Origin of the sequence: Kitasatospora sp. NPDC127116, assembly GCF_042677365.1 — a bacterium.
Taxonomy (GTDB): domain Bacteria; phylum Actinomycetota; class Actinomycetes; order Streptomycetales; family Streptomycetaceae; genus Kitasatospora; species Kitasatospora lactacystinica.
The window spans coordinates 24,952-36,775 of record NZ_JBHXTL010000012.1 but is presented as its reverse complement, the minus strand read 5'-3'; the positions used below and the strand labels follow the sequence as shown (position 1 = coordinate 36,775).

Genomic DNA, 11,824 nt, shown 5'->3' with positions numbered 1-11,824 from the left:
CCTCCCGCGCCCGGTCGCGGGCGGGCGCGGCGATCGGGACGGCCCGGGCGGGCGCGCCCCCCCGGCGCTCGCCGTACCATGGGCCGCGTTCCGGCGGGCGAAAGGCGCCGGTGGTCGGCTCGGCGAGGGAGAAGAGGGCGGTGCTACGGGGCTTCGGCGATCTGGAGGCCGAGATCATGGACCGGTTCTGGTCCTGGGGCCGGCCCGCCACGGTGCGCGAGGTGGTGGACGACCTCCAGCGGGAACGGGCGGTCGCGTACACCACCGTCACCACGGTCGCGGACATCCTGCACACCAAGGGCTGGCTGCGCCGCGACAAGGTCGGCCGCGCCTGGGTGTACGAACCCACCTGCACCCGCGAGGAGTACACCGCCCGGCTGATGCACCAGGCGCTGGAGACCACCCCCGACCGGGCGGGCGCACTGCTCCACTTCGTCGACCGGATCAGCGGGGACGAGGCCTCGGCCCTGCTCGCCGCCCTCGAACAGGTGAAGTCCCGGGGCCCTGAGTGACCCTCGCGGTGCTCTGCCTCCACCTGCTGGTGACCGGCGTCCTGCTGCCCCGCCGGCTGGCCGGCTCCGTCCGGCTCCAGGCCCGTCCGGCGGCGGGCGCGGCGCTCTGGCTCGCCCTGATGGCCTCGTTCACGGTGGCCCTGCTGCTCACCGCGCACCACGCGGTGGAGCCCTTCGCCCACCGGCCGGCCGGACTGCTCGGGCTGCTCGGGTTGCTCGACCTGCTCGGCCTGTTCGGGCACCCCCCGCACGGCGAACCCGCCGGGCCGGGTCTGCCGCACACCCACGACTGGTGGCTGCTCACCGTCGGCGCGGCCCTGTTCGCCGCGCTGGTGACGGCCGTCGGTCTGCGCACCGGACGGGACCGGCGACGGCATCGGGCGGTACTGGACGTGGTCGGCGTACCGGACCGGCGCTGGGACGCGCTGGTGCTGGAGCACGGCCGACCGACCGTCTACTGCCTGCCCGGGCGCCGCTCCCGGGTGGTGCTGTCGCGCGGGGCGTTGCGGCTGCTGGACGAGCGGCAGCTCGCGGCGGCCGTCGCGCACGAGCACGGGCACATCCGCGGCCGCCACCACCTGTTCCGGCTGCCGGCCGACACCTTCGCACTGCTGCTCGGGCCGCTGCCGCTGGCCCGGCTGGGGCGCTCCGAGGTGGCGCTGCTGCTGGAGATGGCGGCGGACGACGCGGCGCTGGAGCGGGCTTCGCGCGACGAACTGGCGTCCGCCCTCTGCGCGTTGGCGACCAGCGGCCCGGATCCGGCCGCCGGGGCCGGCGGGGCCGGGGCCGGGAACGGGAACGGGAACGGGGCCGGCGGGGCCCTGGGGGTGGCGTCCACCGGGGTGCTCGCCCGGGTCCGGCGGCTGGCCCGGCCGGGGAGCGGACGGCGCCGGCCGGTCTGGCGGTTCGGGGTGTCGGTGCTGCCGCTGCTCCCGTACCTGCTGGTCTGCGCGCCGCACCCCTGAGACATCCCGGGGCTCCCCCGCGGGCCCGTCGGCGTGGGGGTGCCGACGGGCCCCGGGTGGGGGCGGGGTGGGGGTCCGTGGGATTTGCCGGGACTTTGACCCGCGCGGGCGAACCCGCGGGTCGGAGTCGTGCGTCCGGGCCCGCACGTCCGGACCGGTACGTCCGGACCAGTACGTCCGCGCCGATGCGTCCGGTTCCGCGGGCCCGGACCGGCGGGGCGCCGCTACCGGTGCCGCAGGTACGCCCCGGCGGTGTCGCGCAGGCGGTCGTGCAACCCGTCGTAGGCGCGGGCCCGGCCGAGCAGGTTCTTCGGCAGCTTGGCGACCATCGTGTAGTTGGTGTCGCAGACGTTCGCCGCCGGAGCCAGCCCGGCCTGACTGACCAGCTGGTAGGCGTCGAGCCGGTCGAGGCCGAGCAGTTCGCCGGTCCAGCCGACCAGGTCGTGCTGGCTGATCCGGAACGCGTCCTCCAGTGGACGGGCCGAGCCGGTGCTGATCAGGAAGTCGTCGTTCTCCAGCCGGGGCCAGGCCGGGCCGCCGCCCTTGATCAGGTCGACGATCACGGTGGTGCGCATCGCCGCCTCCACCGCCGTGCCGCAGACCTCGCCCTCGCCCTGACGGGCGTGGCCGTCGCCGATGGCGAGCAGGCCGCCCTCGGCGTTGACCCGGAAGTAGGCGGTGGTGCCGGCCCGCATCTCGGGGGTGTCCAGGTTGCCGCCGTGCGCGCCCGGGGTGATGGAGGCCAGCACCTCGCCGGCCGCCGGGGCGACGCCGACCGTGCCGTGCATCGGGTCGAGCGGCAGGTCCACCGTGAAGTCGCCGGTGCGGGCCCGGAACCGGCAGACGCCCGACTTGACGTCCAGGTCGTAGACCCAGACCCGTTCCTCCAGGGGCGGGTGGAGCATCGCGGTGGAGTGGGTCGCGGTCAGCGCGCCGAAGTGCGGGAAGGTGCTGGAGATGCCGTACTCCCGGGCCGGGGTGATCTCCACGAAGTGCACCGCGAGGACGTCCCCGGGCTCGGCGCCGGCCACCGCGATCGGGCCGGTGACCGGGTTGAGGTAGGGGAAGACGCACACCTGGCTGGGCAGGTCGCCGGTGCCGCGCACCTTGCCGCCGAAGCAGTCCTCGGTGGTCAGCTCGATGACGGTGCCGGGCCGGACGGTGGCCAGCGGGGCGCGGCCGCCGAAGGTGTAGGCGTAGTCCTCCGGGGTCGGGTTCAGCCGGACGATCTCGGGCAGGCTCACTTCTTCTCCTTGGCGGTGGCGGCGTTCGGGGCGGCGGCGGTGGCGGCAGCACCGTCGGAGGCGGAATCGTCGGTGGCGGACTCGGCCTCGGCGACGGCCAGCCGGGGCTTGCGCCCGGTCGCCGTCAGCCCGGCGAGCACGATCCCGCCGACGAGCAGCCAGACGAAGCCGAGCCGCTGGGCCGCGATGTTGGCGTTGACGACCACGTACGCGAGGATCGCGAAGCCGAGCGCCGGGGCGATCAGGTGCCGCCAGTAGTCCTTGCTGCGCCTGCGGACGAGGTAGTGGACGACCACGGCGACGTGCAGGACCAGGAAGGTGGTCAGCGCCCCGAAGTTGACCAGGGTGCTGAGCAGGGTGATGCCGTCCTCGCGCGAGGCCATGAAGAGGCCGAGCACCAGCGAGATCCCGGCGGTCAGCAGGGTCGCGTTGACGGGCACCCGGCGGGTGGGGTGGATCCGGGCCAGGAAGGCGGGCAGTTGGCGGTCGCGGGCCATCGCGTACAGCAGCCGGGAGGTGGCCGCCTGGGCGACCAGCGAGTTGGCGAAGCCCCAGGCCACGGCGGTGGAGGCGGCGGTCAGCGTGGCGAGCCAGCCGCCGGCGGCGGTGCGGGCCGCGTCGTAGAAGGCGGTGCCGTTCGGGTCGCCGTCCCGGATCAGCGCGTCGGGGTCGGCGACCAGCAGCGAGGCGACCCAGGTCTGCACGATGAACAGTGTGCCCGCGAGCAGCAGTGCGGCGACCATGGACCGGCCGATGGCCTTGGCGGAGTCGCGGTTCTCCTCCGAGAGGGTGGAGATGCCGTCGAAGCCCAGGAAGCTGAGCACCGCGATCGAGACCGCCCCGAAGGCCAGGCTCCACGAGAAGGTGTGCGGGTCGTACAGCGGGGTGAAGTCGAAGCCCCGGCCCTTGCCGTTGGCCAGGGCGATGACCCCGACCACCACGAACAGGGCCAGCACGACGAGTTCGCCGATCAGCATCGCCTTGTTGACCCGGTTGGTGGTCTCGATGCCGAGGTAGTTGACCACGGTGTTGAGCAGCACGAAGCCGATCAGCCAGAGCCAGACCGGGACGGACGGCACCAGCGAGTTCATGGCCACGCCGGCGATCAGGTAGAGCAGTCCGGGCACCAGCACGTAGTCGAGCAGGATCATCCAGCCGGACAGGAAGCCGACCGGGGCGGCGATGCCGCGGCCCGCGTAGGTGTACACCGAGCCGGCCATCGGGAAGGCCCGGGACATCTGGGCGTACGACAGGGCGGTGAACATCATCGCCACCATGCCGAGGACGTAGGCCAGGGCGACCATGCCGCCGGAGCCCTGGAAGACGCCGCCGAAGATGCCGAACGGTGCGATCGGCACCATGAACACCAGCCCGTAGACGAGCAGGTCGGTGAAGCCGAGCGAACGGCGCAGTTCCTGCTGGTAGCCGTAGCTCTCGATGCCCTGGGGCGCGGGTGTGTCGGCCATGGTGCTCTCTCTCCGTGACGACCCTGCGGGTGTGTGGGGAGACTGTAGAGGCAACTATTTCCAGATGGAAGGGTTTTGCCGCGGCATTCCACCTGACGGGAAGGAGGCACCCGCAGTCAGTGCGGCAGCACCGCGAAGCCGAGGCCCTCGGCCCGGGCGAGGTGGATCCGCGCCCGGCCCGCACCCTCGCGGCGCAGCAGCCGGCCGGCCGCCGCCAGCAGACCGTCCGGGGCCAGCGCCCCGCGGGCCGCCAGGTCGGCGAGCAGGTGCAGACCCTCGTACAGCCCCACCGCGTAGGCGTCCAGGACCGGCGCCCACGGGCCGCACAGCGCCCGGTGCCGCTCGGCGAGGCTCTGCCGGCACTCCTCCGCCAGCGTCGCGAAGGAGGGCATCGCGGCGTAGAGCGTCCCGGTGTCGTCGCCGCCGAGCGCGAGCAGGCCGTTCTCCTCCAGGGCGCCGGAGAGCCGCACCAGCGTGCGGTCCAGCCCGCTGCGCCGCAGCGCCCGGTTGAAGTGCACCAGGTCGCGCCCGATCAGGCTGAGCAGCAGGGCGTCCGCGCGGGCGGCGCGCAGCGCGTCCAGCAGCGGGTCGAGCTTCTCCTCGACCGCCCCGAACGGGACCCGCCGCTCCAGCACCACCCGGGCACCGGCCCGCGCCGCGAGACCCTCGGCGGCCCGGTGGACGGCGCGCGGCCAGATGTAGTCGTTGCCGATCAGCGCCCAGCGGCGGATCCTGTGACGAACAGTCACTTCTTGCACTGCGGAGCCGAGTTGACGGTACGGGTCGATGCCGGTGCAGAGCACGCCGGGCAGCCGGGAGCCGCCCTCGTGCGGCGGGGTGAAGACGTACGCGGTGCGGCCCGCGGCGACGCTCTCCACCGCCCGGTGCACATCGCTGGTGTGGCACCCGGCGAGCGCGTCCAGCGCCCCGGCGTCCAGCAGCCGCCGCACCTCGCCGGCGACCCGGCCCGGCGCTCCGCCGCCGTCCACCAGCACCAGCTCCAGCGGGCGGCCCCGGACACCGCCGGCCGCGTTGACCTCGTGCGCGGCGAGCAGCGCCCCGTCCAGCGCGGACGGGCCGGTGAGACCGAGCGGGCCGGACTGCGGCACGACGAGACCCACTCGAAGCGCCGCCCGCTCCCGTACCGAGTGCAGCGCGTCGAGCGGATCGATCAAGCTCACCTCGACGCTCACGGTGCGAGTATCGTCGTACCGCCGATATCGGGAAAGGCCGGAGAGGGAGCGTCCGATGACCGCAGCTGGTGCCGCGCCGGGGATCGACGCCCGTCCCGGCGATCCCGTCGGCCCGGCCGCGAACCGGTCCCCGGGTGAGTCCGCGGGCGCGTCCACGAGTGAGTCCTCGGGCGACCGTCCCGCCGCCCCCGAGCCGCTGCTGGTCGAGCTGGTGACACTGGCCCACCGCCGGCTCTCTGGCGGCCTCGCCGCCGCCCTGGCCGAGGAGGACTGCACCGTCGACCAGTGGCGGCTGCTGCGCGCCCTCGCGGACGGCCGGGGACACGCGATGGGAGAGCTGGCCCAGGCCCTGCTGATCCCGCAGGCGAGCCTGAGCCGGCTGGTGGACTCGCTGTGCGACTCCGGCTGGGTCTACCGGCGCCAGGACGACCAGGACCGCCGCCGGATCACCGCCCACCTCTCCCGCCAGGGCCGCACCCGGCTGACCCGCCTCGACGCCCTCGCCGACGCCCACGACGCCGCCGTCCGCCGGACCTGCGGCCTCACCGACCCGGCGCACCTGCTGCAGCGGCTCGCCGCGCTCTGACCGGCTCGTCCCCCGACCGGCACACCGCCACGACGGCGGCGGCCCGTCCCCGACCGGCGCGGCCACGACGACCCCTTGAACCCGAGGACCGATGCCCGCGCAACGACGACGGCCCGCCCCCGCCGAAGCGGGAACGGGCCGGTGGTGGCGCGCGGTCAGGCCGGGCGGACGGCGCCCTTGTACGGCATCGCGGAGATCGGCAGGACCTCGATGTTCTTGCCCGTGCGCGGGGCGTGGATCATCTTGCCGTCGCCGATGTACAGGCCGACGTGGTGGATGTCGTCGTAGAAGAAGACCAGGTCGCCGGGCTGGAGGTTGGCCCGGTCGACGTGCGGGCCGTCGTTCCACTGGTCCTGGGAGATCCGGGAGAGCTTGACGCCCGCCGCGCGGTAGGCGGCGCCGGTGAGGCCGGAGCAGTCGAAGCTGTTGGGGCCGGTCATGCTCCAGCCGTAGGGCTTGCCGAGCTGTGCCTGGGCGAAGGCGATGATGGTCGCGGCCCGGCCGCTGGCCGCCGGCACCGGGGCGTTCATGTCCGGGCGGTCGGCGGAGCGGGAGGCGCGGTCCTTGGCGGCCGCGGTGGCGGCCTGCTGGGCCTCGGCCTTGGCCTTCTCGGCGTTCTGCTGGGCGTTGATCTTGGCGCGGTCCTCGGCGCTGAGCTTGTTCAGCATCGCCTGGGCCTGGGCCAGCTTGCCCTGGATGTCCTTCTTCTGCTCCGCCAGCTGCGTGCCGACCGAGTCGAGCGCGGCCAGGGTGGCGGTGGCCTCGGCGCGGTCCTGGTCGAGCTTGCGCTGCTCGTCCTGGGCCTGCTTGAGCAGGTTCGCCTGGGATTCGGAGACCTGGCTCTGCACCGCGGCGCGCTCCAGGTAGGCGGACGGGTCGGAGTCGAGCATCAACTGGACCGACGCGTCTATGCCGTTGCTGCGGTACTGGTCGGCGGCGACCGCGCCGAGCCGGGTCCGCAGCTCGTTCATCGCCTCCTGGCCGCGGGCGACCTTCTCCTGGATCAGGTTGGCCTCGCCCTGGAGCTTCTGCTGCTTCTCCTGGAAGCCGTTGAACTTCTCGATCGCCTGCTCGGCGTCCTCGTTGAGCTGGTCGACCTGTTCCTTGACGGAGGCGAGGCTCGGGGTCGGCTCGGCGTGGGCGGTGCCGGAGGCGAGGACCGCGCCGCCGGCCGCCATGGCCGTGGTGAGGACCGCCATGCGGGCCCGGCTCGGCGGGTTGGGCTTGCGACGCTTTCCCATGACGGTCGCCCTCCTTCGGGGGAATCTGGGGACGGTCCGGACGGGGCGGGGGACGGCTCGGCCGGGACCGGGGACAGCGAAGGCGGGCAGGGCGAGCAACGGGGGGGTGCTGCCCCGCCCACCTTCTTCGAAGTAACTTAATAGATGAGGGCCCGGGTTCCGCAATCCCCCTGATCATGACGATTTGACGGCATGACGGGACATCGATCGCGTTCCGTGCCATCGGCGTTGACCTCGGACGCCGCCGCTCGCCGGCGACGGCCCGGGACCGCCCCGCCCGCCGCGGCCACCGACCGTCGCCGCCACCCCTCCCCGCCCCTCCGCCTCCCCGGTCGCCCCCCGGTTGCCACCCGTCACGACACCCCCTCCCGCCCCTGGTGTCACCTGCGCCGACACCCCATGACACTCCCCGTCGCGGCGAGTGCCCGAGATCGGCCCGACCGAGGGAAAGGTCACACGGAATCCCCCTCCTGCGGGCCTGCGAACGGGCGCTAACCTGCGCACATGAAGGTCCCGCCCGAAGGGCTCCCCCTCGCAGCCGAGTTCCCGGCCGCGCACCGTGAGCAGTGGCAGCAGCTCGTCCAGGGCGTGCTGCGCAAGTCCGGTGCCGAGCCCGAGGACGGCCCCGCCGCCGAGCAGGCGCTCACCACCCGGCTCCAGGACGGGCTGAGCGCCCACCCGCTGTACACCGCCGAGGACACCGCCGCCGCCCCGGGCTACCCGGGCTTCCCGCCGTTCGTGCGCGGCAGCCGGCCGCAGGGCTCCGCCGTGGCCGGGTGGGACGTCCGCCAGCGGCACGCCGACCCGGACCGCCGGCGCACCAACGACGCCGTGCTGGCCGACCTGGAGCACGGCGTGAGCTCGCTCTGGCTGGAACTCGGCGGCGCGGGCCTCCCGGTGGACGCCCTGCCCGAGGCACTGACCGGGGTGTACCTGGACCTGGCTGCCGTAGCGCTCGACGCCGGACCCGAATTCACCGACGCCGCCGAGCAGTTGTTCCGGCTGTACGAGGAGCGCGAGGTCTCCCCCGGCGCCGCCGCCGGCAACCTCGGCGCCGACCCGCTCGGCCTCCAGGCCCGCACCGGTCAGAGCGCCCGCACCGGGACGCTGCTCGCCGAGGCCACGACGCTGGCCGCCCGCTGCGCCGCCGGGTACCCCGGCCTGCGCGCGCTCACCGTGGACGCCCTCCCGTACCACGAGGCCGGCGCCTCCCCCGCCCAGGAGCTGGGCTGCTCCCTGGCCACCGGCGTCGCCTACCTGCGCGCGCTGACCGCCGCCGGACTCTCCGTCGACGACGCGCTCGGCCAGCTGGAGTTCCGCTACGCCGCGGACGGCGACCAGTTCCTCGGCATCGCCAAGTTCCGTGCCGCGCGCCGCCTCTGGGCCCGGGTCGCCGAGGTCTCGGGGGCCGGCGCGGCGGCCTCGGCTCAGCGTCAGCACGCCGTCACCTCCCTGGTGATGATGACCGCCCGCGACCCGTGGGTGAACATGCTGCGCACCACCATCGCCTGCCTGGCCGCCGGGGTCGGCGGCGCCGACTCCGTCACCGTGCTGCCCTTCGACAGCGCGCTCGGCCTGCCGGACGCCTTCGCCCGCCGGATCGCCCGCAACACCCAGGCGATCCTGCTGGAGGAGTCCCACCTGGCCCGGGTGATCGACCCGTCCGGCGGCTCCTGGTACGTCGAGCAGCTGACCGATGAGCTCGCGCGGGCCGCCTGGGCCTGGTTCCAGGAGATCGAGCGGGCCGGCGGCCTGCGCGCCGCCCTGGAGTCCGGCCTCATCGGCGAGCGGATCGCCGCGACCTGGGCGGAGCGGTCCGTGCGGCTCGCCAAGCGGCGCGAACCGATCACCGGCGTCAGCGAGTTCCCGCACCTGGACGAGCAGCCGCTGGTCCGCGAACCGGCCCCGGCCGCGCCCGGCGGCGGGCTGCCGCGAGTGCGCCGCGCCGAGGCCTACGAGGCGCTGCGGGACCGCTCGGACGCCCGGGTCGCCGTCGACGGCGCCCGCCCGGCCCTCTTCCTCGCCTCGATCGGCAACGCCTCCGCGCACACCGCGCGCACCACCTTCGCCGCCAACCTGTTCCAGGCGGGCGGCATCGCGACGGCCTCGGCCGAGTCCGTCGACCCGGCGGCCTTCGCCGAGGCGTTCCGGGCCTCCGGCGCCACCGTCGCCTGCCTCTGCTCCAGCGACGCGCTGTACGCCGAGCACGCCTCGCCCGTGGCCGAGGCGCTCAAGGCGGCCGGCGCCAGGCGGGTGCTGCTCGCCGGACGGCTCGGCGAACTCCCCTCCGGAGTGGACGAGTTCATCTTCGCGGGGGGCGACGCGATTGCCGTCCTGACCTCCCTCCTCGACCAGATCACCGGTGCGGACGGCACCGACGAGACCAAGGTGGCGGCCCGATGATCCCCGACTTCACCGGAATCGGGCTGGACGGCGGCGCGGGCACCGCCGACGGCGCCGTCAGTGACGACCAGTGGCAGGCCGCCTGGCGGCAGTCCACCGGCAAGGACGTCGACGAGCTGCTCTGGGACACCCCCGAGGGCATCGGCGTCAAGCCGCTGTACACCGGCGCCGACCTGGCCGGCCTGGACTTCCTGGAGACCTACCCGGGCATCGCCCCGTACCTGCGCGGGCCCTACCCGACCATGTACGTCAACCAGCCCTGGACCGTCCGCCAGTACGCGGGCTTCTCCACCGCCGAGGAGTCCAACGCCTTCTACCGCCGCAACCTCGCGGCCGGCCAGAAGGGCCTGTCGGTCGCCTTCGACCTGCCGACCCACCGCGGCTACGACAGCGACCACCCGCGCGTCACCGGCGACGTCGGCATGGCGGGCGTCGCCATCGACTCGATCTACGACATGCGCCAGCTGTTCGACGGCATCCCGCTGGACAAGATGTCCGTGTCGATGACCATGAACGGCGCCGTGCTGCCGGTCCTCGCGCTGTACATCGTCGCGGCCGAGGAGCAGGGCGTACCGCCCGAGAAGCTCGCGGGGACCATCCAGAACGACATCCTCAAGGAGTTCATGGTCCGCAACACCTACATCTACCCGCCGCAGCCGTCGATGCGGATCATCTCGGACATCTTCGCGTACACCTCGCAGAAGATGCCCCGGTACAACTCGATCTCCATCTCCGGCTACCACATCCAGGAGGCCGGTGCGACGGCCGACCTGGAGCTCGCCTACACCCTCGCCGACGGCGTGGAGTACCTGCGCGCGGGCCTGGACGTGGGCCTGGACGTGGACGCCTTCGCGCCGCGGCTGTCGTTCTTCTGGGCGATCGGCATGAACTTCTTCATGGAGGTCGCCAAGCTCCGCGCGGCCCGGCTGCTGTGGGCCAAGCTGGTCAAGCAGTTCGACCCGAAGAACCCCAAGTCCCTTTCACTGCGCACCCATTCGCAGACCTCGGGCTGGTCGCTCACCGCCCAGGATGTTTTCAACAACGTCACCCGCACCTGCGTGGAGGCGATGGCGGCGACCCAGGGCCACACCCAGTCGCTGCACACCAACGCCCTGGACGAGGCACTCGCGCTGCCCACCGACTTCTCCGCCCGCATCGCCCGCAACACCCAGCTGCTGCTCCAGCAGGAGTCGGGCACCTGCCGGGTGATCGACCCGTGGGGCGGCTCCGCGTACGTCGAGAAGCTGACCCACGACCTCGCCGCGAGAGCCTGGGAGCACATCCAGGAGGTCGAGGCCGCCGGCGGCATGGCCAAGGCCATCGACGCGGGCATCCCCAAGCTGCGCGTCGAGGAGGCCGCCGCCCGCACCCAGGCGCGGATCGACTCCGGCCGCCAGCCGGTGATCGGCGTCAACAAGTACCGGGTGGAGAACGACGAGCAGATCGACGTGCTCAAGGTCGACAACTCCTCGGTGCGCGCCCGCCAGATCGAGAAGCTGCGCCGGCTGCGCGAGGAGCGCGACGAGACCGCGTGCCAGGACGCGCTGCGCGCGCTGACGGCGGCCGCCGAGGCCGGTCCGCAGCGCGGCGGCTCGCTGGACGGCAACCTGCTGCACCTGGCCGTCAACGCGGCCCGCGCCAAGGCCACCGTCGGCGAGATCTCGGACGCCCTGGAGAAGGTGTACGGCCGCCACTCCGGCCAGATCCGTACCATCTCGGGTGTGTACCGAGACGAAGCGGGCCCGTCGGCCTCCCTCCAGCGCACCCGCGACCTGGTCGAGCGGTTCGAGCAGGCCGAGGGCCGACGACCGCGCATCCTGGTCGCCAAGATGGGCCAGGACGGCCACGACCGCGGCCAGAAGGTGATCGCCACCGCCTTCGCCGACCTCGGCTTCACGGTGGACGTCGGCCCGCTGTTCCAGACCCCGGCCGAGGTCGCCCGCCAGGCCGTCGAGGCGGACGTCCACATCGTCGGCGTGTCGTCGCTGGCCGCCGGGCACCTGACCCTGGTGCCCGCGCTGCGCGCCGAACTCGCCGCGGCGGGACGGGAGGACATCACCATCGTGGTGGGCGGAGTCATCCCGCCGCAGGACTTCGACGCCCTGTACGAGGCCGGCGCGGCGGCGGTCTTCCCGCCGGGAACGGTCATCCCGGACGCGGCGTACGACCTGCTGAAGTCCCTGGCGGCCGATCTCGGCCACGAGCTGTGACCGC

The 11,824-nt window shown here is 73.7% G+C and carries 9 protein-coding genes; 5 read left to right on the top strand and 4 right to left on the bottom strand.

Annotated features, from left to right (window positions below; genetic code table 11):
* Positions 1-140: 140 nt before the first annotated feature.
* Together ACFVHV_RS07745 and ACFVHV_RS07740 are read left to right on the top strand one after the other, a co-directional pair.
* Entirely contained in the window at positions 141-512 is a 372-nt protein-coding gene (locus ACFVHV_RS07745) for a BlaI/MecI/CopY family transcriptional regulator (protein ID WP_359898734.1), read from the top strand.
* Positions 509-1,477 (top strand): M56 family metallopeptidase, encoded by a 969-nt coding sequence (locus tag ACFVHV_RS07740; protein ID WP_380349618.1) that lies wholly within the window; start codon positions 509-511, stop codon positions 1,475-1,477. Before ACFVHV_RS07745 ends, ACFVHV_RS07740 begins: the two co-directional genes overlap by 4 nt.
* Before the next feature lie 224 nt (positions 1,478-1,701).
* Here ACFVHV_RS07740 and ACFVHV_RS07735 read toward each other — a convergent pair whose 3' ends face one another.
* The 3 genes from ACFVHV_RS07735 to ACFVHV_RS07725 all read right to left on the bottom strand — a co-directional run bounded on the left by ACFVHV_RS07735 (position 1,702) and on the right by ACFVHV_RS07725 (position 5,380).
* A complete protein-coding gene (locus ACFVHV_RS07735; RefSeq protein WP_380349615.1) occupies positions 1,702-2,721 on the bottom strand; it encodes an acetamidase/formamidase family protein in 1,020 nt (339 codons plus the stop codon).
* Positions 2,718-4,187 (bottom strand): APC family permease, encoded by a 1,470-nt coding sequence (locus tag ACFVHV_RS07730; protein WP_380349612.1) that lies wholly within the window; start codon positions 4,185-4,187, stop codon positions 2,718-2,720. The genes ACFVHV_RS07735 and ACFVHV_RS07730 overlap by 4 nt, the downstream gene beginning before the upstream one ends.
* A gap of 116 nt (positions 4,188-4,303) precedes the next feature.
* Positions 4,304-5,380, bottom strand: coding sequence for an ABC transporter substrate-binding protein (locus ACFVHV_RS07725; RefSeq protein WP_380349609.1), 1,077 nt, complete (start codon positions 5,378-5,380; stop codon positions 4,304-4,306).
* A gap of 55 nt (positions 5,381-5,435) precedes the next feature.
* Between ACFVHV_RS07725 and ACFVHV_RS07720 the strand changes: the two genes are divergently transcribed.
* On the top strand, positions 5,436-5,966 hold the full coding sequence (locus tag ACFVHV_RS07720) for a MarR family winged helix-turn-helix transcriptional regulator (protein ID WP_380349606.1): 531 nt from the start codon (positions 5,436-5,438) through the stop codon (positions 5,964-5,966).
* Positions 5,967-6,121: 155 nt separating this feature from the next.
* Here ACFVHV_RS07720 and ACFVHV_RS07715 read toward each other — a convergent pair whose 3' ends face one another.
* Positions 6,122-7,207, bottom strand: coding sequence for an NlpC/P60 family protein (locus tag ACFVHV_RS07715; RefSeq protein ID WP_359898744.1), 1,086 nt, complete (start codon positions 7,205-7,207; stop codon positions 6,122-6,124).
* 504 nt (positions 7,208-7,711) lie between these two features.
* Between ACFVHV_RS07715 and mutA the strand changes: the two genes are divergently transcribed.
* Both mutA and scpA read left to right on the top strand, forming a co-directional pair.
* Positions 7,712-9,610 (top strand): methylmalonyl-CoA mutase small subunit, encoded by a 1,899-nt coding sequence (gene mutA, locus ACFVHV_RS07710; RefSeq protein WP_380349602.1) that lies wholly within the window; start codon positions 7,712-7,714, stop codon positions 9,608-9,610.
* A complete protein-coding gene (gene scpA, locus ACFVHV_RS07705) occupies positions 9,607-11,820 on the top strand; it encodes a methylmalonyl-CoA mutase (protein WP_380349599.1) in 2,214 nt (737 codons plus the stop codon). The genes mutA and scpA overlap by 4 nt, the downstream gene beginning before the upstream one ends.
* The last annotated feature ends 4 nt before the right edge of the window (positions 11,821-11,824 follow it).

Coding starts and splice junctions, on each gene's coding strand:
- ACFVHV_RS07730 (WP_380349612.1), bottom strand. CDS start 4,187: ATGGCCGACACACCCGCGCCCCAGGGCATCGAGAGCTACGGCTACCAG.
- ACFVHV_RS07720 (WP_380349606.1), top strand. CDS start 5,436: ATGACCGCAGCTGGTGCCGCGCCGGGGATCGACGCCCGTCCCGGCGAT.
- ACFVHV_RS07715 (WP_359898744.1), bottom strand. CDS start 7,207: ATGGGAAAGCGTCGCAAGCCCAACCCGCCGAGCCGGGCCCGCATGGCG.
- mutA (WP_380349602.1), top strand. CDS start 7,712: ATGAAGGTCCCGCCCGAAGGGCTCCCCCTCGCAGCCGAGTTCCCGGCC.
- scpA (WP_380349599.1), top strand. CDS start 9,607: ATGATCCCCGACTTCACCGGAATCGGGCTGGACGGCGGCGCGGGCACC.